The sequence below is a fragment of the Achromobacter sp. 2789STDY5608621 genome, assembly GCF_001299375.1.
GTDB classification, from domain to species: Bacteria; Pseudomonadota; Gammaproteobacteria; order Burkholderiales; family Burkholderiaceae_B; genus Achromobacter; species Achromobacter insuavis.
The window spans coordinates 14617-37514 of record NZ_CYTU01000043.1 but is presented as its reverse complement, the minus strand read 5'-3'; the positions used below and the strand labels follow the sequence as shown (position 1 = coordinate 37514).

The 22898-nt window shown below is 67.0% G+C and carries 22 protein-coding genes; 14 read left to right on the top strand and 8 right to left on the bottom strand.

Going from position 1 to position 22898, the window contains the following annotated elements; translation table 11 throughout:
- Positions 1 to 37: 37 nt before the first annotated feature.
- The 3 genes from AOZ53_RS26915 to AOZ53_RS26905 all read right to left on the bottom strand — a co-directional run bounded on the left by AOZ53_RS26915 (position 38) and on the right by AOZ53_RS26905 (position 3799).
- Complete coding sequence (locus AOZ53_RS26915) at positions 38 to 1507, bottom strand: methyl-accepting chemotaxis protein (protein ID WP_054428319.1); 1470 nt, start codon at positions 1505 to 1507, stop codon at positions 38 to 40.
- A gap of 475 nt (positions 1508 to 1982) precedes the next feature.
- Entirely contained in the window at positions 1983 to 2693 is a 711-nt protein-coding gene (locus tag AOZ53_RS26910; RefSeq protein WP_054428321.1) for a glutathione S-transferase, read from the bottom strand.
- Positions 2694 to 2716: 23 nt separating this feature from the next.
- Entirely contained in the window at positions 2717 to 3799 is a 1083-nt protein-coding gene (locus tag AOZ53_RS26905) for a GlxA family transcriptional regulator (protein WP_082380634.1), read from the bottom strand.
- Between the two features lie 124 nt (positions 3800 to 3923).
- On the opposite strand from AOZ53_RS26905, the gene AOZ53_RS26900 reads away from it, so the two are divergent.
- The 7 genes from AOZ53_RS26900 to AOZ53_RS26870 all read left to right on the top strand — a co-directional run bounded on the left by AOZ53_RS26900 (position 3924) and on the right by AOZ53_RS26870 (position 10021).
- Positions 3924 to 4979, top strand: coding sequence for an ABC transporter substrate-binding protein (locus tag AOZ53_RS26900; protein ID WP_054428325.1), 1056 nt, complete (start codon positions 3924 to 3926; stop codon positions 4977 to 4979).
- 16 nt (positions 4980 to 4995) lie between these two features.
- A complete protein-coding gene (locus tag AOZ53_RS26895) occupies positions 4996 to 6045 on the top strand; it encodes an ABC transporter ATP-binding protein (protein WP_054479419.1) in 1050 nt (349 codons plus the stop codon).
- The gene (locus AOZ53_RS26890; protein WP_082380635.1) at positions 6042 to 6890 is read left to right on the top strand and encodes an ABC transporter permease; all 849 of its coding nucleotides are present in this window, start codon (positions 6042 to 6044) and stop codon (positions 6888 to 6890) included. Before AOZ53_RS26895 ends, AOZ53_RS26890 begins: the two co-directional genes overlap by 4 nt.
- Entirely contained in the window at positions 6887 to 7678 is a 792-nt protein-coding gene (locus AOZ53_RS26885; protein ID WP_054428328.1) for an ABC transporter permease, read from the top strand. The genes AOZ53_RS26890 and AOZ53_RS26885 overlap by 4 nt, the downstream gene beginning before the upstream one ends.
- A gap of 39 nt (positions 7679 to 7717) precedes the next feature.
- Positions 7718 to 8731 carry a proline racemase family protein gene (locus AOZ53_RS26880; RefSeq protein ID WP_054490116.1) on the top strand — a complete coding sequence of 338 codons (1014 nt, stop codon included), beginning with the start codon at positions 7718 to 7720 and terminating at the stop codon, positions 8729 to 8731.
- Positions 8732 to 9123: 392 nt separating this feature from the next.
- The gene (locus tag AOZ53_RS26875) at positions 9124 to 9597 is read left to right on the top strand and encodes a type II toxin-antitoxin system RelE/ParE family toxin (protein ID WP_054490115.1); all 474 of its coding nucleotides are present in this window, start codon (positions 9124 to 9126) and stop codon (positions 9595 to 9597) included.
- The gene (locus tag AOZ53_RS26870; RefSeq protein WP_035359324.1) at positions 9581 to 10021 is read left to right on the top strand and encodes a CBS domain-containing protein; all 441 of its coding nucleotides are present in this window, start codon (positions 9581 to 9583) and stop codon (positions 10019 to 10021) included. Before AOZ53_RS26875 ends, AOZ53_RS26870 begins: the two co-directional genes overlap by 17 nt.
- Before the next feature lie 33 nt (positions 10022 to 10054).
- On the opposite strand, the gene AOZ53_RS26865 is transcribed toward AOZ53_RS26870, so the two are convergent.
- The gene (locus tag AOZ53_RS26865) at positions 10055 to 10819 is read right to left on the bottom strand and encodes a TSUP family transporter (RefSeq protein WP_054428330.1); all 765 of its coding nucleotides are present in this window, start codon (positions 10817 to 10819) and stop codon (positions 10055 to 10057) included.
- Positions 10820 to 11109: 290 nt separating this feature from the next.
- On the opposite strand from AOZ53_RS26865, the gene AOZ53_RS26860 reads away from it, so the two are divergent.
- The 4 genes from AOZ53_RS26860 (at position 11110) to AOZ53_RS26845 (ending at position 16623) form a co-directional block, all read left to right on the top strand.
- Complete coding sequence (locus AOZ53_RS26860; protein WP_054428332.1) at positions 11110 to 11994, top strand: FxLYD domain-containing protein; 885 nt, start codon at positions 11110 to 11112, stop codon at positions 11992 to 11994.
- Positions 11984 to 12883: an FxLYD domain-containing protein gene (locus AOZ53_RS26855; RefSeq protein WP_054490113.1), complete on the top strand. Its 900-nt coding sequence runs from the start codon at positions 11984 to 11986 to the stop codon at positions 12881 to 12883. Before AOZ53_RS26860 ends, AOZ53_RS26855 begins: the two co-directional genes overlap by 11 nt.
- 321 nt (positions 12884 to 13204) lie before the next feature.
- Positions 13205 to 15796, top strand: a complete 2592-nt coding sequence (gene acnB, locus AOZ53_RS26850; RefSeq protein ID WP_054428336.1) for a bifunctional aconitate hydratase 2/2-methylisocitrate dehydratase — start codon at positions 13205 to 13207, stop codon at positions 15794 to 15796.
- A 227-nt stretch (positions 15797 to 16023) separates the two neighbouring features.
- Positions 16024 to 16623 (top strand): transglycosylase SLT domain-containing protein, encoded by a 600-nt coding sequence (locus tag AOZ53_RS26845; RefSeq protein ID WP_054428338.1) that lies wholly within the window; start codon positions 16024 to 16026, stop codon positions 16621 to 16623.
- A gap of 10 nt (positions 16624 to 16633) precedes the next feature.
- On the opposite strand, the gene AOZ53_RS26840 is transcribed toward AOZ53_RS26845, so the two are convergent.
- Positions 16634 to 17293: a thiopurine S-methyltransferase gene (locus tag AOZ53_RS26840; protein WP_054428340.1), complete on the bottom strand. Its 660-nt coding sequence runs from the start codon at positions 17291 to 17293 to the stop codon at positions 16634 to 16636.
- Positions 17294 to 17645: 352 nt separating this feature from the next.
- Between AOZ53_RS26840 and AOZ53_RS26835 the strand changes: the two genes are divergently transcribed.
- The 3 genes from AOZ53_RS26835 to AOZ53_RS26825 all read left to right on the top strand — a co-directional run bounded on the left by AOZ53_RS26835 (position 17646) and on the right by AOZ53_RS26825 (position 19935).
- Positions 17646 to 18191 (top strand): fasciclin domain-containing protein, encoded by a 546-nt coding sequence (locus AOZ53_RS26835; protein ID WP_054428342.1) that lies wholly within the window; start codon positions 17646 to 17648, stop codon positions 18189 to 18191.
- Positions 18192 to 18342: 151 nt separating this feature from the next.
- On the top strand, positions 18343 to 19047 hold the full coding sequence (locus AOZ53_RS26830) for a tetratricopeptide repeat protein (RefSeq protein WP_054428344.1): 705 nt from the start codon (positions 18343 to 18345) through the stop codon (positions 19045 to 19047).
- Positions 19048 to 19119: 72 nt separating this feature from the next.
- Positions 19120 to 19935, top strand: a complete 816-nt coding sequence (locus AOZ53_RS26825) for a hypothetical protein (protein WP_082385786.1) — start codon at positions 19120 to 19122, stop codon at positions 19933 to 19935.
- A gap of 24 nt (positions 19936 to 19959) precedes the next feature.
- Here AOZ53_RS26825 and AOZ53_RS26820 read toward each other — a convergent pair whose 3' ends face one another.
- The 3 genes from AOZ53_RS26820 to AOZ53_RS26810 all read right to left on the bottom strand — a co-directional run bounded on the left by AOZ53_RS26820 (position 19960) and on the right by AOZ53_RS26810 (position 22604).
- Positions 19960 to 20718 (bottom strand): YoaK family protein, encoded by a 759-nt coding sequence (locus AOZ53_RS26820; RefSeq protein ID WP_006390661.1) that lies wholly within the window; start codon positions 20716 to 20718, stop codon positions 19960 to 19962.
- Positions 20719 to 20730: 12 nt separating this feature from the next.
- Positions 20731 to 21420, bottom strand: coding sequence for a lysozyme inhibitor LprI family protein (locus AOZ53_RS26815; protein ID WP_054490111.1), 690 nt, complete (start codon positions 21418 to 21420; stop codon positions 20731 to 20733).
- A 137-nt stretch (positions 21421 to 21557) separates the two neighbouring features.
- The gene (locus AOZ53_RS26810) at positions 21558 to 22604 is read right to left on the bottom strand and encodes an aldo/keto reductase (protein WP_054490128.1); all 1047 of its coding nucleotides are present in this window, start codon (positions 22602 to 22604) and stop codon (positions 21558 to 21560) included.
- Between the last annotated feature and the right edge of the window lie 294 nt (positions 22605 to 22898).

The following is a 22898-nucleotide window of genomic DNA, read 5'->3' as shown; positions in this document are numbered from 1 at the left end:
AGCGCACTCGGGCGGCGGGCGCGCCGCCGCCCTCGCATCAGTAACGCACATACTCCAGCACGGGCTTGGGCGGCAGCGGCGTATTGGCGGCTTGCCGGGCCCGCACCGACGGCGCCACCGGCTTGACCGCCGTCCTGAGCGTCGGGCTGCCGCCGTGCAGTTCATGCGCGGCCTGCAGCGCGGACGCCGCCTCGGCCGTCATCTGGGTGATGTCCTCGGTCACTTCGCCCAGCTTGGCCGATTGCGCCAGCGAGACCTCGACCACTTCGCCCATGATCTCGGTGACCCGCCGCGACGACGCGACGATGTCTTCCATGGTGGTGCCAGCCGATTGCACCTGGCGGGCGCCGCTGCCGATCTGCTCGACCGACGTGGTGATCAGCCCTTTGATTTCCTTGGCCGCGGCGGCGCTGTTCTGCGCCAGGCTGCGCACCTCCGCCGCCACCACCGCGAAGCCCTTGCCATGCACGCCGGCGCGCGCCGCCTCGACCGCGGCATTGAGCGCCAGGATATTGGTCTGGAACGCGATGCCGTCCATGACGCCGATGATTTCCGAGATACGCTTGGAACTGTCGGTGATGGCGCCCATGGTGCGGACCACGCCCGCGACGGTCTTGCCGCCCTCTTCGGCCACCCGGCAGGCGTCCTGCGCCAGGGAATTGGCCTGGCTGGCGCGCTCCGCGTTTTCGGTCAGGCCCTGCACCGCCACCCGCAGCGTCTGGGCGGCGGTAAACCGCTTGGTGATGTCGGTGGCGAATTTCACCACTTTGAACGGCCGGCCCTCGGCATCGAAAATCGGGTTGTAGCTGGCCTCGATCCAGACATGGCGGCCATTCTTGCCGATGCGCAGGTATTGGCCGGTGTCATGCTGGCCGCTGCGCAGTTTGCGCCAGAATTCGGCATAGGCGCCGCTGCGCGCCTCTTCGGGCAGCACGAACATGCTGTGGTGACGCCCGCGCACTTCGTCCTCGTGATAACCGACGGCGTTCAGGAACAGATCGTTGGCGCGGATGATGGTGCCGTCCAGTTCGAACTCGATAATTGCCTGCACTTTGGAAATGGCCTCGAGCTGGCCCTCGGTATCCGCCTGGCGCTGCTGTTGCTCGGTAATGTCGGTGGCGTACTTGACCACCTTGAAGGGCCGGCCGTGTTTATCGAAGATGGGGTTATAGCTGGCCTGCAGCCAGACGTCGCTGCCATCCCTGCGAATGCGGCGGTAGCGGCCCGCGTCGTGCGCGCCCTGGCCCAGCTTGTCCCAGAAGGCGAGGTATTCGGCGGATTCCCGGTCCTCGGGCACCACGAACATGCGGTGATGCTGCCCCAGGACCTCGTCCAGCTCATAACCCATGGTGTCGAGGAAATTCTGGTTGGCCATCAGGACATGGCCTTCGAGATCAAACTCGATCACCGCCTGCGCTTTGTGAATTGCCGCGATCTGCCCGTATAGATCCGCTTTCTGCATGCCGCGCTCGCCGCGCAGCAGGCGTTTGAGGGTAAGCCATTGCATGTTGACGTCTCCCGCAGGGAATGGGACGAGTGTGCTGAAAATCGATAGAGAAACCTTGGCTTGTCTGAAGCAGTTGCTTGGCGCGTCCCAGGAATCAAGCGCCGCATGCCGCGCCGCATGCACACGCTTGCCTGCAGGTCCATCGCCCGGGTAGCGACGGCAGGTCAAGAATTACAGAAAACGGAAGAATGTATCCAGTCGAAAATATTTAATCCTAAAAATGAGCTGTTCTCAATATATTCATTGATGACTGACTAAAAAAAACTCGGCAACGGATATTTCACCGCGTTTCACGATTAACGCCCGTCTGATTTTTCGTTATTGATCCGGGTTAATACGAATCCGCCCCCGTATTTTCAGATATAAGTCAGAGGAATAATGGGGCCGCGCCGGCGGCGGCCCCATTTAATTAACACGGCAATAAATACGCACCGGATCCGAATCCCCCGAATGCGGTGACCACGGCCTGGAATCGTTATTCAGCGTCCAGTTCGCGATAATGGCGGAATATGCCCTCGCCGAATGGCAGGCGCCTGCCGCTGGCGAAATACGCCTGCAACGCCGGCAGTTCCGCGACGCGCCGATGCAAGGCCATGACCTTGGGAAACTTCATCGCCTGCGTGCCCATGCGCCTGGGAAAGGCGAACAGCAGGCCGTCGACCAGATGGAACAACGACAGGTCGGCATAACTCCAGCGCTTGCCGCCCGCCAGCCACGCGTCGGGACCGGCCAGCACCCGCTCGAAATATCCCAGGAACTTGGGAATGCGTTCCTCGCGGAAACCGCGGGCGCGCCGCGCCGCTTCCTCCTTCTGGTCCTCGTAATAATCGCTGGCCGAAATCGGGTGATGGGTATCGTGCGCCTCGGCCACCATGTCGGCGATGGTCAGCTGCAATTGGTTGACCCACAGGCGTCCCGACACCGTGGCGGGCGCCAGGCCGTGCTTTTCGCCGAGGAACAGCAGGATGTTGGCGGTTTGCGCCAGGGTCATTTTCCCGGCCACCAGATACGGCGGCGCGAAAGGCGGCTGCTTGCGATCGGACAGCATGTCCTGGATCAACGCATCTTCGCCAATGCCGGGCTCGCGCGCGCGTTCACGGTAAGGAATACCGCCGGCTTCAAGCGCCAGGCGCACGAATTCTCCGCGGCCGGGAATGCCGTCCCAATACCAAAGGTCGTATGTCATGCGTTCTCCTTGCCGGGGCAAAGCTACGCGGGAAAGACGCTGATCTCGCCTTCGTGCCGCGCGGCGTGCTGCCCGTGGCTTTGCTGATACTGGCGCGGAGATAGTCCGAAATGCGCGCGGAAATCGCGTGAAAAATGCGCGCCGTCGGCAAACCCGCAATCCAGCGCGATTTGCGTGATGCTGCAGGCATTATTAAGCAACAACCAGCTGCCATATTCCAGCCGCAATTGCCGCTGGAACGCCATCGGCGACATGCCGGTGGCCAGGCGGAAGGCGCGCTCCAGCTGGCGCCGGCCCACGCCGACATAACGCGCGATGGCATCCAGCGGCGGCGGATTGTCGATGCGCTGCTCGATGAAATGCGCCGCCTGGCGCACCCGCAGGTCCTGGATGCCGGACAGGTCGGTGCGGAAATGCGCCTGCGGCACGCGGCCCGGCCGCGCGCCCTGCAGCATCATGTGGCGCATGGCCTGCTGCGCCTTGTCGCGGCCGCAATGCCGCGCCACCAAGTACAGACCCAGGTCGATGGCGGCGGTGGAGCCGGCGCAGGAAATCAGGTCGCCCTCGTCGACGAACAGGCGGTCGACCACCGCGCGAGTCGCGGGAAAGCGCTCGCGGAAGGTTTCCAGCACGTTCCAATGCACGCACACCGTGCGCGGCCCGATCACGTCGGCCTGCGCCAGCGCAAAGGTGCCGGTGCAGATGCCGAGCAGGCGCACCCGCAGCGCCGCGGCGCGCCGCAGCCAGTCGCGCAGGGGCTCGGGCATGCGGCCGCTGGAATAGTCGTTGCCGCCGCAAATCGCGACGTAGTCGAACTGCGCCGGGTCCTCGGGCAGGCCGGCTTCGACCTCGATCGTCAGCCCGGCGCTGGAGCAGCGCGGCTTGCCGTCCCAGCTCATCACCCGCCACGCGGTATGGATCTGGCGGCTGCGGCCGCCATGGTCGCCGGCCAGCCGCAACACGTCGACAAAACCGGCGAACGCCGCGAGCGTGAACTGGTCCAGCAGCACGATGCCGATGGTCAGGGCGGGTTTTCCCTGAGGCAGGTGTGCTTCGCCGTCTTCATAGGAGAGCGGCAAGGACGGGGGTGGCGCGGCGACGGACATGACGCAATTATTCAAGTTTATGTCCCGCGTCTTCAAGCTCGTTTTCCCGAGCATCGCCCAAGATGTGCCTGTGGTACTTGAGTCAATGAATCGCGGATCGACAAATCTACAAGGGGAATCCGACATGGCAACAAACACCCGCAGCGCGCTGGGCGCGGCGGCGCTCGGCGCGGGGCTGCTCCTGGCTTCGCACGCGGCGCTGGCGCAACAGCAGAAAATCACCGTCGCCTGGTACGGCGGCAACTGGGGCGACGCGTTCCGCGCCTGCGTGGCCGAGCCCTTCACCAAAGCGACCGGCGTCACCGTGGTGCCGGAAGTCGGCACCTCCACCACCACCCTGGCCAAGCTGCAGCAGCAGAAGGGCGCGCCGACCATCGACGTGGCCTGGATGGACGGCGGCATCAGCGAGCTGGCGCAGCAGGCCGGCGTGCTGGACGCGCTGGACGCCAGCGCCATTCCCAACCTGAAGAACGTCATCGAGCAGGGCGTGTACCGCGACGGCAATGCCGCCTTCGCGGTCAGCACCGGCTATTACTCGCTCGGCATCACCTACAGCACCAAGGAAGTGACGCAGCCGCCGACCAGCTGGAAGGACCTGTGGAAGCCCGAGTATGCCGGCGCGGTGGCGGTGCCCTCGCCCGCCAACTCGTCGGGCGTGCCGTTCATCTTCTTCCTGGCGCGGGTCTGGGCGATCGACCCGTCGAACCTGGCGCCGCTCTATTCCAAGCTGGCCTCGCTGGACACCGCGCTGTTCTTCGACAGCTCGGGCGCGGCCACCAACGCCTTCCAGAGCGGCGAAGCGGTGATCGGCGCGCACTTCAACGTCGGCGCCTGGGACCTGATCGACAAGGGCCTGCCGATCGGCTTCACCGTGCCCAAGGAAGGCGTGTGGGCCACCGACGCCCGCCTGCACCTGGTCAAGGGCGCGCCCAACAAGGCCGCGGCGCAGAAGTTCATCGACACCGCGCTGACGCCGGACGCGGCCGCCTGCCTGGCGACCAAGCTCTACCTCGGCCCGGCGGTCAAGGACGTACAGGTCTCCAAGGACGTCGCCCGCAAGCTGCCCTGGGGCGCCGACGGCTCGGTCAAGAACCTGAGCCTGTTCGACTGGAACATCATCAACGCCCGCCGCGCCGAGGTCACCGACGCGTGGAACCGGCAGGTCGCCCGCAAGCGCTGAGCAAGGTCCGTTCCCCATGTCCGCTTTGCTCACCATCGAAGGCGTGTCGATGCGCTTCGGCGCCTACCAGGCGCTGGATCGCATCGACCTGGCGATCCAGCAGGGAGAGTTCGTGGCGCTGCTGGGCCCCAGCGGCTGCGGCAAGACCACGCTGCTCAAGTCGATCGCCGGTTTCCTGCAGCCGGAATCGGGCCGCATCCTGATCGACGGCCAGGACGTCAGCCGCCTGCCGGCGCATCGCCGCCCGCTCAACACCGTGTTCCAGAACTATGCGCTGTTCCCGCACATGACCGTGCTGGAGAACGTCGCCTACGGTCCGCGGCGCCAGGGCGCGTCGAAATCCGACGCGGCGGATCGCGCCAGGGATGCGCTGGACATGGTCGGCCTGGCCGACTTCGGTCCGCGCTATCCCCGCGAAATGTCCGGCGGCCAGCAGCAGCGGGTGGCGCTGGCGCGCGCCATCGTCAACCAGCCCAAGCTGCTGTTGCTGGACGAGCCGCTGTCGGCGCTGGACCTGAAGCTGCGCAAGCGCATGCAGCTCGAACTCAAGCATCTGCAGGCCCGTCTCGGCATCGCCTTCATCTTCGTCACCCACGACCAGGAAGAAGCGATGACCATGGCGGACCGCGTCGTGGTCATGCACGCCGGCCGCATCGAGCAGGTCGGCGCCGGCACCGACATCTACCGCCAGCCGGCCACGCGTTTCGTCGCCGAGTTCATCGGCGATGCCAACTTCATCGCCTATACGGTGGCCGATGACGGCGCCTTGATGCTGGATGCCCAGGGCCTGCGCGTGCCGCTCGCCCAACGTCCGGCGACGGCGCGCGGCCTGGCCGTGCTGCGGCCCGAGGACCTGAAGCTGTGCCAGCGCGCCGATGCCATGCTGACGGGCACCGTGAGCGACGTGATCAACGTGGGCAGCCACAGCATGATCCACGTCGACATCGGCGGCCAGACCCTGGTGGCGCGTCACGGCGGCCTCGCGCCCGGCGGCCTGCATGCCGGCGGCGAGGTGGCGCTGGCGTTCGCGCCCGAACACCTGCACCTGATCGGCGGCCAGCCATGATGCGGCGCGCCTGGCTCTCCCCCGGCCTGCTGCTGGCGGCCCCGGTGCTGTTCTTCGCGGCCTTCTTCCTGGCGCCGCTGGCGGTGGTGGCGCTGGCCAGCGCCACCGGCGGGCCCGACGGCCTGACGCCGACGGCCGCGCAATACATGAAGGTGCTGGCCGACCAGTACCACTGGGACGTGATCCTGGTGACGTTCCGGCTGGCCCTGTTCACCACCCTCGCCTGCCTGGCGCTGGGCTATCCGCTGGCCTGGTACCTGGTGCGCGTGGTGCGCTGGCAGGCCTGGCGCCGCGCCTGCGTGATCCTGCTGGTGGTGCCGCTGTTCACCAGCAACATCGTGCGCGCCTTCGGCTGGATGGTGCTGCTGGGCCGCAACGGCCTGGTCAACCAGGGCCTGATGGCGACCGGCGCGGTGGACCGGCCGATGCGCTTCATCGGCACCGAGCTGGGCATCCTGATCGGCATGGTCTACGTGCTGCTGCCGTTCGTGGTGCTGGCGGTCGGCAATGCGCTGGCGCGGGTCGACCCGGCCTGCGAACAGGCCTCGGCCGACCTGGGCGCGAGCCCGGCGGCGACCTTCTTGCACGTGACCTGGCCGCTGACGCTGCCCGGCGTGGTGTCGGGCGCCATCATCGTCTTCACGCTGGCGGTCAGCGCCTACGTGACGCCGGCGCTGCTGTCGGGCGGCCGCGTCACGGTGCTGTCGATGCTGATCTTCCAGCAATACAGCACGGTGTTCGATTTCCACTACGGCGGCGCGCTGAGCATGGTGCTGCTGGTCTTCACCCTGATCCTGGTGGCGCTGGCCAATCGCGCCGCCACCTTGCCGGGAGCCGCGCGATGATCGCCCGCCACCTGATCCGCCTGACCGCGCTGGCCGTGCTGGCCTACCTGGCGCTGCCGCTCGTGGTGATCCTGGGCGCGTCGTTCACCGCCACGCCGTACCTGGCGTTCCCGCCGCAAGGCTGGACGCTGGAGTGGTACCGCACCTTGCTGGTCGAGGCCGGCTATGTGGCCGCGTTCACCACCAGCACGGTGCTGGCGCTGGCCGCCACGGTGGCCGCGGTGCTGCTGACGGTGCCGGCGGCGCTGGCGCTGGCGCGCTACGAGTTTCCGGGCAAGGCCGCGCTGACCTCGGTGCTGATGTCGCCGCTGGTGCTGCCGCACATCGTGCTGGGCGCGGCGCTGCTGCAGTTCGGCGCGTACTTCGGCCTGACCCGCAGCTTCCTGTCGCTCCTGATCGGCCACGTCGTGATCATCGCGCCGTTCGTGCTGCGCTCCACTCTGACGCTGCTGACGCCGGAACAGCGCGCGCTGGAGGAAGCCTCGGCCGACCTGGGCGCCAACCCCTGGACCACATTCTTCCTGGTGGTGCTGCCGCAGATCCGTCCGGGCATCGTGACGGGTTCGATCTTCGCCTTCATCTCGTCATGGATCAATGTGGAGCTGTCGATTTTCAACACCACGGCGGACCTGAACACCATCCCCGTGAAGCTTTTCAATTACGTGCAATACACGATTGATCCGACCATCGCAGCCGTATCGGGCGCCACGATCGTGGCTGCGGTCGTCGCCATCGTGATCCTGGATTTGACCGTCGGGCTGGACATGCTGTCCGAACGCGGCAAATAACTTTCCTCTTTCCCCTATCTACCGCCTGGAGTCACTGTCATGCGCAAGCAAGACGCGTTCGATGTCATCTATACCCATACGGAAGGCGAGCCCCTGTGTATCGTCCACAGCGGCATTCCGTACCCCGCCGGTTCCACCATCCTGGAAAAGCGCGCGTTCCTGGAGCAGCACTATGACTGGCTGCGCAAGGCGCTGATGCGCGAGCCGCGCGGCCACAAGGACATGTTCGGCGTGTTCCTGACGCCGCCGTCCAGCCCCGAGTACGACGCCGGCCTGATCTACATCGACGGCACCGAGTATTCGCACATGTGCGGCCACGGCACCATCGCGGTCAGCATGGCCATGGTGGCCAACGGCCTGGTGCCGCGCGGCAAGGACGGCATCACCCGCATCCGCTTCGAGACCACCGCCGGCCTGGTGGTGTCGGAAGTGGCCTCGGAAGGCGACAACGTGCTGTGGACGCGCTTCGAGAACGTGCCGGCCTACGTCGCCGCGCAGGACATTCCGGTGGAACTGCCGGGCTACGGCAAGCTGTCGGCCGACATCGTCTGGGGCGGCAACTACTTCGGCATCGTCGACCTGTCGAACTGCGACCTGCGCATCTCGCCGGACAACGGCACCGAACTGTCGCGCATGGGCCTGATCGTGCGCGACCAGCTCAACGCGCGCCACCGCATCCAGCACCCGACCGAATCGCACATCAACAACCTGAACTTCATCACGTTCTGGCACCAGCCGACGATCGAGAGCGCGTTCTACAAGAACGTGCACGTGTTCAGCGCCGGCCAGCTCGACCGCTCGCCCGGCGGCACCGGCACCAGCGCGATGATGGCCATGTTCGAGGCGCGCGGCAAGATGGGCCTGAACCAGCCCATCAAATCCGAAGGCCTGCTGGGCAGCGGCACCTTCGAAGGCTGCCTGCTGGGCGAGGTCGACCTGAACGGCACCCGCGCGGTGCGGCCGACGGTGAAGGGCACGGCCAGCATCCTGGGCACGGCGCGCTGGGTCATCGACAAGAATGATCCGGTGGGCGCGGGGTTCCTGATCCGCTGAGAAGGCGCGGCGGCCGGCGTGGGCTGGCCGCCGACCACCGCCGCGCGCTTGGCGAAAGATAGGACGAGAGGAATGGCTCAAAGGACTTGTCGCGTCGTCGTGCCGCACATAGGCTATCCAGGTCGCCCACGCCTTTGGAATTCTCTACATGCCACGCCGTCCAACGCCATCCCAACGGCCCCCCGTACGGGAACACTGCCAATCGGATCCTCCTCCAGAGCTGCCGCCTCCCTATCTACCCAGCGTCGATCAGCGGGACGAAAACGCCTGGCTCAAGCGGCTCGAAGCGATAAGCCGGGCCAGCAAGGCGGATCCATCCCGCCTGCTCACCCCTGGCGAGGTTCTGGCCGCGCTCGCCGCGGAGCGCGCCAGACGACCTTGAGGCCGCTGACATGTTCTACGTCGTGTTCACGCCGGACGCGCTCCGCGACATCGTCAACATGCAACGGTATTTCAGCGCGGCGGGGACTTCCGCAACAGCGGACGGCTATGTCGACGGCGTGATCCAGGCCTGCCTGGACCTGGCCCATTTTCCAAGACGCGGAGCGCGGCGCCATGCCGCCAACCCCAATCTCCGCTTCCTGCATCATCAGAAGCGATGCACCATCGCCTACTCCTTGAACGATGACGGGTCCGTGACCATTATGGGCGTGTTCTATGGCGGCCGCGACTATAGCCACCTGCTCCACGAACCTGCCAGGCCATACCGCCTGAGAACCCACCGGAAACTTGCGGCAATCCCGCCGCCGGGCTTAGGATGGAGTCACGGCCAGACCGTGCGCTGGCGCCAGGCGTCCGGCGCGGGCTCGGGCCGGCGCTTGAACCTTGCCAGCGATTCGGGAGCACATCGTGAAGAAAGTTGCTGAGATTCTCAGGGAAAAGGCCAACCCGCCCGTCGTGACCGTCACGCCGGACTCGTCCGTGTACGACGCCATCAAGACCATGGCCGAACGCAGTATCGGCGCCGTGGTGGTGGCGGAGGGCGACGAGGTGCTGGGCATGCTCACCGAGCGCGACTACGCCCGCAAGATCGTGCTGCAGGATCGCTCCTCGCGCACCACCAAGGTCCGCGAAATCATGACCGACTCCGTCTTCTACGTGCGGCCGGAAGACACCCGCGAGCACTGCATGGCGCTGATGACCGAGCGCCACTTCCGCCACCTGCCCGTCATCCAGGACAAGAAGCTGGTCGGCCTGGTGTCCATCGGCGACCTGGTCAAGGACGTCATGAGCGAGCAGAAATTCATCATCACCGAGCTCGAACGGTACATCTCCGGCGAACACGGCTGAATCGCGGCAAGGCCCGGATCGTCCGCCTCGCGGCTACCCCGCCGCGAGGAGCCGCGACGCCGGCACGATCAGGCCGAGTCCGGCCGCCAGCAGCAGCACGAACACCATCCGCTTGACGGTCTTCATCGACCCGGCGGTGGCGTAGCGGCGCGCGACCCAGGTCACCCCGATCACGACCGGCAGGGCTTGCAGGCTCAGCCAGAACGACGTGGCCATGAACGTGCCCTGCCCCGTCACCAGCGCCAGGCGCACGACCGCGTTCAATGAAAACAGCACCAGCAGGCTGTTGCGGATGGACGCCAGCGGCAGGGGCTGGCGATACAGGTGATAGACCATGGGCGGGCCGGCGCTGGAGAACAAGCCACCCAGCACGCCCGAGACCCCGCCGAACAGCACGAACGAGGCGCGCGATGACAGGCGCTCCAGGGGCTGAGTGCGCGCCACCAGCAGCACGGCGCAAGCCAGGATGGTCAGGCCCAGCAGCAATTGCAGCAGCACCGCCATGGCGCCGCTGATCCAGGCCAGCGCCACCACCCCCAACGCCACGCCGGCCAGGCTGCTGACCAGCGCCGGCGTCATCAGGCGCCAATTGACCTGCGGCTTGGCCCGCGCCAGCGTGACCACGGCGTTGACCAGGGACAGCACGCTGACCACGTTGGCCACTTCGGACACGGATGCCAGCTGGAACACGCCGGACAACCCCAGCAGCACCAGGCCGAAGGCGAACCCCGTCATGGTCTGGGCGTAGGTCGCCAGCGCCACACAGGCGAGGAACAACACGTGTTGGAAGATGCTCATGCTGGGGCGGAGCCTGACCTGCCTCGGCTCGGCCCCGCCGCGCGGGATCGCGGCCAGGAGCGGAACGACTGGGGGAACGGCGTATTCAAGGGGCTTGGAACGCCGGCGATCATAGCACCGGGCCCGGCGGCGTCCGCGGGCCTTCGCATACATTTCGTAATAATCAGATGCGCTCATGCACCCCGCCGCCGACGCGCCGCCGCTATCCTTGCGGCCCAGTAAGCCAGCCACGCCCGGCCCGGCCGCGCCATCCCGGCGCCGCCCCGGACGCGGCGCGCCCGCCCTCTCGCATGACACCCAAACAGACCACGATCAATACGGTGACGTTGACCTGCTCGACCTGCGGCAGCGCGCAGTTCACCAAGCTGGATACCAACGAATACCAGTGCAGCCATTGCCACGCCGTCACCCTGGTCGAGGACAACGTCGCCCAGCGCCTGGAGAAGATCCTGCGCGGCATGCAGCAGCCGGCGCCCGCCGCCAAATTGCAGCCGGGCGCGATCATCGCGATCGCGCTGGTGGTGCTGGCCGCGATCCTGGTGCCGCTCACCGCCACGCTGTTCAACAGTGGCTCATCGACCCGCGCCCCCTCGCGCGCCGCCCCGCCGCCCATCGACGCCGCGCTGGTCAAGCTGACGGACGTGCAGGAAGTGCGTGGCCGCGGCCGCAACCAGCTGGTGATGCTGATGCGCAACGAGACCGGCAAGAAGATCGATGCGCCGCGCGTCACCGCCACGTTCTATCAGGGCGAACTGACGCTGTCGTCCACCTCGGGCTCGCCGATGGCGCGCACGCTGCTGCCCGGCGAATACACCCCGGTGACGATCTCCCTGCCCGACACCGCCTACAGCCGCTATGTCCTGAAGCCGGCCACGCCGTCGCTGGCGAACAGCAGCGCCCGCGACGTCGCCGCCGACAAGGTGCAGCTGGTGCGCAACGATGGCGTCTACCGCCTGGTCGGCCTGCTGCGCAACAAGGGCGCGGTGGCCGCCGGCAGCACGCAGATCTCGGTGATGCTGTACGACGAGGACGGCAAGCTGCTGGGCATCGGCAACGGCTACGGCTCGGCCAGCCCGCTCGCCCCCGGCGCGGTGACCTCGTTCGACGTGCGCTGCGAGATGCTGGCCGAAGGCAAGGTCGGGTCCTACGATTACATGGTGCAAAGTGAAAGCTGACCGTTCCCCCGCGCGGCCCCTGTCGCGGCCCGCCCGGGCCGGGCTGGTGCTGATCATCCTCGCCGCTGGCGGCTACGCCCTGGCCAAATACAACGGCCTGTTGCCCTGGGACGCGCCCAAGCCGGCCCAGGCCGCGGCGGCGCCTGCCACGGCTGCGCCAGCGCCCGAGGGTCCCGCCAGCCGCATCGTGCGCGTCAGCCCCGCCAATCCCCGCATCATCGACCAGGTGCGCCTGACCACGGCCGAACTGCTGGACCCGGATTTCGCCCTGTTCGACCCCGCTTCGCTGACCTTGTCGGCGCCACGCCGCCTGCTCAATGAGATCGAGCGTCCGCTGCTGCTGGCCGAAGTGGTCAACCGCAGCGACAAATACGTAGCGCTGTCGCCGGGCATGGAGATCTCGGTGTTCGACGGCTCGCGCCCCCTGCGGCTGCGCCAGGAATGGTCGCTGCCGGCCATGCTGTACCCCGGCGAGCGCATTCCGGTGCTGCTGAACGGCGAGAACTTCGAGCGCTATTCCGAGGTCAAGACCGACTGGAAGCCGGCCAAGCGCGCGGCCCTGCCCGGCACCCGGCCGGCGCTGGACATCAGCGTCGAAACCACCGAGGCCGGCGTCGGCACCGGCACGCTGAATTTCACCTACCGCTACCGCTACAAGTACGTCATGGTGCATGGCCGGGTGCGCAACGACGACCACGTCGACGTCGACAACGTCAAGGTCTGGATCAGCCTCTACGACGCGCAGGACAAGCTGACCGGCGCGCGTTATTCGGAGCTGCGCCTGCCCAAGCTCAAGCCAGGCGAGAGCGCCCCGTTCCAGCTGGACGTCAAGCAATACGGCGCCAACTTCGCCCGCGTGGGCGTGGTGTACGACGCCAAGGCCAACTGATCCGCCGCCCCGGGGGCCCGCCCGACAGTCGCGCGCGGCTCCCGGCGTCAACACGGGCTCCCGCTGCCCGAACGCGGGCACGGGGCCTGCCGCAGCGGCCCTCCCATCCTCGCGCCGGGGCGCCGGCCACCAAATCGTCCCCGTTTTCACGCTCCCAAGATCGCCCCGTCCCGCGCCTGGCTGCGCCCCGGCGTGGCCCGCAGACAACGCCTATCGACTCAAGTCTTATATAAGATATAAGACATTTGCTAGCGGCCCCCTCTTCCCTCTACAATTCCGGCGACAACCCTTCTTCCAACCCGACTTTAAGCAGGCCTCAACATGCTGGATACTTACCGCCAACACGTTGCCGAACGCGCGGCTCTGGGGATTCCCCCGCTGCCCCTGACGGCAAAACAAACCGCTGAACTGATCGAACTGCTGAAGAACCCGCCCGCGGGCGAAGAGCAGAACCTGGTCGAGCTGCTGACCCACCGTGTTCCGGCCGGCGTGGACGATGCCGCCAAGGTCAAGGCCTCGTATCTGGCCGCCGTGGCCCTGGGCACCGAAGCTTGTGCCCTGATCAGCCGCGCCAAGGCGACTGAACTGCTCGGCACCATGCTGGGCGGCTACAACATTGGCCCGCTGGTCCAACTGCTCGACGACAAGGAAATCGGCACGATCGCCGCCGACGCCCTGAAAAAGACCCTGCTGATGTTCGACGCCTTCCACGACGTGAAGGAAAAGGCCGACAAGGGCAATGCCAACGCCAAGTCCGTGATGCAGAGCTGGGCCGACGCCGAATGGTTCACCAGCCGCCCGGAACTGCCCGAGAGCCTGACCATCACGGTCTTCAAGGTGCCTGGCGAAACCAACACCGACGACCTGTCGCCGGCCCCGGACGCCACCACCCGCCCCGACATCCCGATGCACGCCCTGGCGATGCTCAAGAACAAGCGCGACGGCGCGGCGTTCGAACCGGAAGAAGACGGCAAGCGCGGCCCGGTCAAGTTCATCGAGTCGCTCAAGGACAAGGGTCACCTGGTCGCCTACGTCGGCGACGTGGTCGGCACCGGCTCCTCGCGCAAGTCGGCCACCAACTCGGTGCTGTGGTTCACCGGCGAAGACATCCCCTTCGTGCCGAACAAGCGTTTCGGCGGCGTGTGCCTGGGCAACAAGATCGCCCCGATCTTCTACAACACCATGGAAGACGCCGGCGCCCTGCCGATCGAACTCGACGTTTCCAAGATGGAAATGGGCGACGTGGTCGAACTGCGCCCCTATGAAGGCAAGGCCATCAAGAACGGCGAAGTCATCGCCGAATTCGAAGTGAAGTCCGACGTGCTGTTCGACGAAGTGCGCGCCGGCGGCCGCATTCCGCTGATCATCGGCCGCGGCCTGACCGCCAAGGCGCGCGAAGCGCTGGGCCTGGCGCCGTCGACGCTGTTCCGCCTGCCCAAGGACCCGGCCGACACCGGTAAGGGCTTCTCGCTGGCCCAGAAGATGGTCGGCCGCGCCTGCGGCCTGCCGGAAGGCCGCGGCATCCGCCCGGGCACCTACTGCGAACCGAAGATGACCTCGGTCGGCAGCCAGGACACCACCGGCCCCATGACCCGCGACGAGCTCAAGGACCTGGCCTGCCTGGGCTTCTCGGCCGACCTGGTGATGCAGTCGTTCTGCCACACCGCCGCCTATCCCAAGCCCGTGGACGTCAAGACGCACCACACGCTGCCCGAGTTCATCAGCACCCGCGGCGGCGTCTCGCTGCGTCCGGGCGACGGCGTGATCCACTCGTGGCTCAACCGCATGCTGCTGCCGGACACCGTCGGCACCGGCGGCGACTCGCACACCCGCTTCCCCATCGGCATCTCGTTCCCGGCCGGCTCGGGCCTGGTCGCCTTCGCCGCCGCCACCGGCGTGATGCCGCTGGACATGCCGGAATCGGTGCTGGTCCGCTTCAAGGGCAAGCTGCAGCCCGGCGTCACCCTGCGTGACCTGGTCAACGCCATTCCGCTGTACGCCATCAAGGCCGGCCTGCTGACGGTCGCCAAGCAAGGCAAGAAGAACATCTTCTCCGGCCGCATCCTCGAAATCGAAGGCCTGCCCGACCTGAAGGTCGAACAAGCCTTCGAACTGTCGGACGCGTCGGCCGAACGTTCGGCCGCCGGCTGCTCGGTGCGCCTGAACAAGGAACCGATCATCGAGTACATCAACAGCAACATCGTGATGCTCAAGTGGATGATCGCCAACGGCTACGAAGACGAGCGCACGCTGGGCCGCCGCATCAAGGCGATGGAAGCCTGGCTGGCCAATCCCCAGCTGCTGGAGCCGGACGCCGACGCCGAATACGCCGCTGTCATCGAGATCGACCTGGCCGACGTGCACGAGCCCATCGTGGCCTGCCCGAACGACCCGGACGACGTCAAGACGCTGTCGGAAGTCGCCGGCGCCAAGATCGACGAAGTGTTCATCGGCAGCTGCATGACCAACATCGGCCACTTCCGCGCGGCGTCCAAGCTGCTCGAAGGCAAGCGCGACATCCCGGTCAAGCTGTGGGTGGCCCCGCCCACCAAGATGGACGCCACGCAGCTGACCGAGGAAGGCCACTACGGCGTGTTCGGCACGGCCGGCGCCCGCACCGAAATGCCGGGCTGCTCGCTGTGCATGGGCAACCAGGCGCAGGTCCGCGAAGGCGCGACGGTGATGTCCACCAGCACCCGCAACTTCCCGAACCGCCTGGGCAAGAACACCAACGTCTACCTGGGTTCGGCCGAACTGGCCGCGATCTGCTCGAAGCTGGGCCGCATCCCGACCAAGGACGAGTACATGGCCGACATGGGCGTCATCAACAAGAGCGGCGACCAGATCTACCAGTACCTGAACTTCGACAAGATCGCCGACTACAAGGACGTGGCGGACGTGATCGAGGTGTAAACCTCGCCACGTAGGCTCGCCTGCGACACGGCCCCGGAGCGATCCGGGGCCGTTTTCATTGGCGCCGCCAAAACGGCCGGATCCCGCGGAAATCCGCCTTGATCGGCCGGTTGGAGGCAAAAAAAACGGGGGCGGAACTTTTCCGTCGATACGTTTTCATACAATCACAGCAAACCGTGACAAACAAAACGTAACCGCCGCCCGCCGGCGCCTGGAGAAGACCACCAATGACACGGCTCTTGATGCCGCTGCCGCTGCTGGCCGCGCTTGCCGGCTGCGCCACCGCCCCGCCCTCGAATCCCGAGAACATCTGCGCCATCTTCCGCGAAAAGCCGGACTGGCACGATGCCGCGCTCAAGGTGCAGAAGAAATGGGGCGCGCCGGTGCCGGTGCCGATGGCGATGATGTACCAGGAGTCCAGCTTCAAACAGGACGCGGTGCCGCCGCGCTATTACTTCCTGGGCATCATCCCGTGGGGCCGCGTCAGTTCCGCCTATGGCTACGCCCAGGCCAAGGACGAGACCTGGGCCGACTACAAGAAGGATGCCGGCGGCTGGGGTTCCAGCCGCGACAACTTCGCCGACGCCCTGGACTTCATGGGCTGGTACATGAACAAGAGCCAGCGCCTGAACGGCATCTCCAAGTCGGACGCCTACGGCCAGTACCTGAACTACCACGAGGGCTGGACCGGCTACCGCAACCGCAGCTACGACCGCAAGGCGTGGCTCAAGACGGTGTCAAAGAAAGTGCAGGCGCGGGCCGACAAATTCGCCAGCCAGTACAAGAGCTGCGAAAAGGACCTGACCCGCGGCGGCTGGTTCTTCTGAACCCGGCGCCTCAGGCCTGCACGCCCAGCCGGTAGACGACCGTGTCGAGCCGGCTCACGCCGCGCTCGGCGAACTTGGGTTCCTTGGCCAGGATGTCGCGGCGGTCGATGATGACCGCCGGCGAGACGCCGCTGAACAGCGTCCGCATCTCGGTGTCCAACACCGCGAACGGCGGCCCGTCCATCTCTTCCTGCGGGTAGTCCAGCGTGATCAGCAGGCCGCGGTAGCCGGGCGACAGCTGCCCGTAGACGTGGCGCACGTACTCGCCGCGCATCTCCACGGGCAGCGCCACCAGCGCAGCACGGTCATACGCGCCGACGCAGTGCGACAGCAGCGGCGCATCCAGCTTGAAGATGTCGCCGCAGATGATCTCGATATTGCCCGCCACGTAGTGCCTGCCGTAGGCGCTGTCCTGGATCACCGGCTTGAGCTCGTTCTCGACGAAGAACTGCTCGACCGCCAGTTGCGACAATTCCACGCCCAGCACCTGGAAGCCTTGCGCCGCCAGCCAGACCATGTCGAGGGATTTGCCGCACAGCGGCACCAGCACCTTGCCGCCCGCGGGCACCGAGAGTGTCGGCCAGTATTTCTGCAGCAGCGGCGTCACTCGTGTTTGATGAAAATGCGTGCGCCCGTCGCGCCAGCGTTCCAACCAGAATTCCGCGTCCATGTTTGTTCTTATCCTCCGGAAAATAGCGAATCGCGTGATTCGCGGCAGCGCCGCGCGCCGGTGCGCGGGCTGGCAATCACGCTCTCGGATGCTACCTGTCCGCGGCCGGAACTACGTTGCGAACAAGCGCCCGAAAGGCGTGCTTACCGATGCCCGGCGGCGGCAACGCCCCGGCCGGGCGCCGGTTCTCCCATTGTAGTGATCCTGGTGATCCGGGTATCGGGCTCAAGCATGCCGGCTCCGCCGGCGCGGCGACGGCGCCGACCTAGGGTTTGTTCCAGGTCATCGGACGCATCCAGACGGGGGGCTGCCCCGTATTTGCTAGTGACGGCCAACCAAAAAGGAGATCGTCATGAAATTGCTAGCTTCGATTGCCATCGCCTGCTCCGCCCTGACCCTGTCGCCCACCTATGCGGCCGACGTCATGGTCGGCGGCCAACCGATGATGCCCGGCAAGACCATCGTCGCCAACGCGGTCAATTCGGCCGACCACACCACCCTGGTGGCCGCGGTCAAGGCCGCCGGCCTGGTGGACACGCTGCAGGGCAAGGGTCCGTTCACGGTGTTCGCGCCCACCAATGCCGCCTTCGCCAAGCTGCCGGCCGGCACGGTCGACACCCTGGTCAAGCCCGAGAACAAAGCCACCCTGACCAAGATCCTGACGTACCACGTGGTGCCCGGCAAGCTGGACTTCGACGCGCTGGCCGCCAAGGCCAGGAAGGGCGGCGTCACCGAGCTGACCACCGCCAGCGGCGGCAAACTGTGGGTGATGATGAACGGCAAGCACAACCTCATCGTCAAGGACGAGAAAGGCGGCGTCGCCAACATCAGCACCTACGACGTCTACCAGTCCAACGGCGTGATCCACGTGATCGACAGCGTGCTCATGCCCAAGTAAGTCCATCTCGGGATATCGTAGGGGGTCCAGCCCCCTCTTCCCGACCCTCATGATCGCAACGCCGCATCGTCCTTTTCGATTGTCGCCAGGCTGGCGGCTCGCCGCGGCATGGCTGGCGGACCGGCGCGCCGGCCGGCGGCATTGGCGGCCAGTGATCCGCTGCCTGCTGGCTGCCCTGCTGCTGGCGGGCCACGCCACCGCCCGCGCGCAGCCGCAACCGCCGCTGGAATTCGACAATGCCTACCAGGCCGAGCTGGCCGCCGAGAGCGCCGCCTTGCGCGCCCGCATCCAGCAATGGCCGGCGCCGCTGCAGGAGATGAACCAGCAGATCTCCGCCGCGCTGCGCGCCAACGACCCGGCGCGGGCGCAGCGCATCGCCGAAGCCCTGTCGCAACGCGATCCGGGCAACGCCGATGTCAGGAACTTCCTGGGCAAGCTGCAAACGGTCAACGGCCAGCCCGCCGCGGCGCTCGAACGGTTCGACGAAGCGATCGGGCTGAACCCGGACAACCGCTGGTTCTATGTGAACAAGGCCGGCGTCCAGGCCGAACTGCGGGATCTGCCCAACGCGCTGGCCACGACCCGGATCCTGACGCAACGCTATCCGCAGTGGAGCATCGGCCTGAACCTGGAAGCCGCTCTGCTGGACGGCCTGGACCAGACCGAGGAAGCCCTCAAGGCGTACGAGCGGGCGGTGGCGGCGACGCCGCCCAGCGCCCAGATACTGACCAACCAGGGCATGCTGCTGCGGCGGCTGGGCCGCCAGGCCGACGCGCGCGTCAGCTACGAGGCCGCGTTGCGGCTGCAACCCGGCTATTCCCGCGCGAGCGCAGAGCTGGCATCGTTGCCGCGCTAGCGCCGCTTCTTTCAACTTTTTTCGTCCCGCCTTGCCGCGACCCGCAAGCCATCCGCCGCCACAGGAGCCCCCATGTCTCGCACGCCGCCTGCGCCCCCCTCGCCGCCCGCCCCGCAATCGCCTCTCGCTTCCCCGCCCCGGCGCGCGCTGACGCTGGCACTGGCGGCGCTGACCTGCGCGCCGCTGCGCCTCGCGTCAGCCGCTGGCGCCGCGGCGCCGAATGAACGGGACGCCATCATCCGCCAGGTCTTCCGGGCGGATCCGGCGAGCCTTCGCTACCACGCGGACCACGCCAGGCTGATGCGCGGACTGGGCGTGATCTGGATTCCCGTGGAGTCCGGCGCGCCCGGCGTCGAATTCGAACGGCCGCTGAGCGGCAAGGACACGATCGCCGCGGCGATGGCTTTGCTGGGTACGTCCGACCGAAGCCTGGCGACGCGGCGCCTGGCGGAAGTGTGCCGGCTGGTGCCGGCCTATGTGCGCGACATCGGCCGGCTGGCGCCCGGCCGCTATACACTGCCGCCGCAACGGCGCGAGGCCTTCGACTTTCCCGACAGCGGCGTCGATGCGCAGGGCCGCTTCGAACTGCGGCGCGAGCACCTGACGCTGCTGCGCGCGGCGAACTGGCGCGAGGCCGGCCCGGGCGAGCTGAACGCGGTGCTGCGCGAAGGCGACGCCTTCTGGCCGATGCCGTTCATCGACGGCAAGCGCCCGTATGGCGACAGCAGCTACTACCAGATCGACATGGCGCGGCTGCTGGGCAAGCCCTATCCGGTGGGCGCCGATGGCCGCGCCATCACCGATCCCGCGACGGATGCTCGCCTGGAAAAACTGCACTGGCAGACAGCGGCCGCGCTGCAGGTCTTGCTGGCGCATGCCAGAGCCTGAGTCGCGCGCCGCACCGCGGGCGCGCTACGGCCGCGCAAAGAAATGGCGGATGTCGTCGGCCACCGGCACGGCTGCCAGCACCATCAGGAACAGCGCCAGCGGCAAGGTCGACCCGAAGCCGTAATGGAAGAAGGAATAGGCGCCCGTCACGCCGCCAGCGAAAAACAGCGTGACCAGCGTGCTCAGCACGATCAGCTTGCCTCGATCGGCCCGCACCGGCGGCGTGCCGGCCTTGTCCTCATGCGCCAGGTTCCAGTAGAACAGCTTGCCCAGCTCGATGCCGATGTCGGTGACCATGCCGGTGACGTGCGTGGTGCGGATCTCGGACTTGGACACCTTGGTGATCATCGCATTCTGCAGGCCCATGATGTAACACAGCAGCATCACGGTGCCCGGCACGTAGAACCAGCGCAGGTTCTCCAGGTTCGCCCCCAGCAGGCCGAAGGCCAGCAGCAGCACCGCCTCGACCATCAGCGGCAGGGCGAACTCGCTGGCCAGGTGCGTGCGCCGGCCGAAATTGATCAGCGAAGCGGAAGTGGCCGCTCCCGCCACGAACGACAGCAGTGCGGCCAATCCCTGCACCACCACGGCCAGGCCGCCCAGCACCATATGGTCGGCGATCATCGAGACGATGCCCGACATGTGCGAGGTGTACTGCTGCACGGCCAGGAAACCGCCCGCGTTGACGGCGCCGGCGATGAACGTCAGGAAATACGCCAGCCGCCGGTTGGCCTGCGGCGTGCGGCTGACCGCGGTGAGCTGGCGCAGGAAGGGGATGGCCACGGCGTCGGCGCGCTAGCGCACGGGGAAATAGGTGCCGTCCATGGACCCGCCCGACCCGCAGCTGGGCGTGGGGTCGTCGCGCTTGTCGCCGGGCGGCCGCGCTTCCTCGGCCACCAGGCCCATCCCCTTGCGGCGCAGCGCCAGCGTCCAGCCGGGCGCGTCTTTTTCATGGATCACCAGCGTGTCGCCGCGCACCTCGGCCTTGCCGGAGGTGTCGCAGAGCCAGCGGGCGTTGTAGGGGTCCGCCGCCGAGACTTCGGCGAACAGGCTGCCGTCCGCCTGCCGCATGACCTTGAGCTGGCCGCCGTAGTTGCCCCACTGGCCCTCGAAGCCTTTGCGCGGCGCAAGTTCGAGCGACGCGAGGAACTTGTCCCGGTCGGCCAGCCGTTCGGCCAATTCGGCCGCGCCCGTGGGATTGTTGAAGGGGCGCTCGTAGGACTGGTCACGCACGCCGTTGAACAGCCACTGTTCGGTGGAGAAGATCTTGGCGGTATCGGCATCGTAGGCGCGGCGCGCCTTGTCGAAACGCTGGGCGATGCTCACATCGAGCGCCGCCAGTTTGGGATCGCCGCAAATGGCTTTCTCGGCGCCGCTCTTGGCGCGGGCGCAATCGAACGACGGCTTGGCCGCCGCCGAGGCGCTGGCGGCCCCGGCAACCATCATGACCACCGCCAGGCCGGCGGCGCGCGCATAGCGCTTCATAGCGGGAACTCCCGGAAAAAGGGCAGCGCGGCCGGCGAACGGGCCGCGCCCGGTTCCTGGATTCTACCCGCCTCATCGCCCCGGCCGGCGGGGCTCGCCGCCCGCGCCGGCCTTTCTCGGTCTCAGTCCCCGTCCGCTCACGCGGCGTCGGACTCGCTCAGCTGCTTGCGGCGCAACTCGCCCTGGCGCGTGAACATCCAGCCCGGATACTCGGGCGGCAGCGCGCTTACCTGATCCAACGCCGCCAGCTCGTCGTCCGTCAGGCGGATCGCCGTGGCCGCCAGGTTGTCGTCGAGCTGATCGACGCGCTTGGCGCCGATGATGACGCTGGTGACCGCCTTCTGGTGCAGCAGCCAGGCCAGCGCCACCTGCGCCACCGACACGCCGCGCGCGTCGGCCACCCGGCGCAAGGCGTCGATGCTGTCGAAAGCGCGTTCGCGGTCGACCGGCGGGAAGTCGAACTGGGCGCGGCGATCGCCGGCGGCGGCCTGGCCGTCGCGGCTGTACTTGCCGCTGAGCAGGCCGCCCGCCAGCGGGCTCCACACCATCAGGCCCACGCCCTCGCTTTGCAGCATGGGCACGATCTCGCGCTCCAGGTCGCGCCCGGCGATGGTGTAGTAGGCCTGCAGCGATTCGAAGCGGGCCAGGCCCAGGCGCTCGGCGATGCCCAGCGCCTTCATGATCTGCCAGGCCGCCCAGTTGGACACGCCGACGTAGCGCACGTGGCCGTGTTGCACCAGGTTGTCGAGCGCCCGCACGGTTTCCTCGATCGGCGTGGCCGGATCGAAACCATGGATCTGGTAGAGGTCGATGTGGTCCAGCTGCAGGCGCGCCAGGCTCTTCTTGACGCCCTCCATGATGTGGACGCGCGAATTGCCCCGGGCGTTGACGCCCGCGCCGGTCTGGCCGAACACCTTGGTGGCGACGACGACGTCGTCACGCGCCACCTTCAGGTCGCGCAGCGCCTGGCCGGTGATCACCTCGGAACGGCCCTCCGAATACACGTCGGCCGTATCGATGAAGTTGACGCCCGCCTCCAGCGCGCGGCCCACCAGGCGGTTGGCGTCTTCCTGCTGCAGGGCGCCGATCTTGCTCCACAGTTCGCCTTCGCCGCCGAAGGTCATCGTGCCCAGGCACAGTTCCGAGACGAACAGGCCGGTGCTACCGAATTTCTTGTACCGCATCATTGCACTCCTTCCAGGGCGCGGCGCGGCGGCCGTCCCGGGATGGGCGGCGCCGGCATGGCCGGGGTGAAAACAGTATGCGTCGCCGGCGTCGGCGGATGGATGCTCGATCCTGCCCTTTTTTTGCCCGATTCTCTGACCGTCGACCGGCCTGGTGCGGGACGCGCCCGATCCTCCGCATTTTTTGCCTATTTCTCCGCACTCCGCTCGACACACGCCCGCACAAGTTCTGCCTGGGTCTACACTCGACATCGCCTGATTCTCCGGCGGCCCGCGCCACGCGCGCGCCAGGCC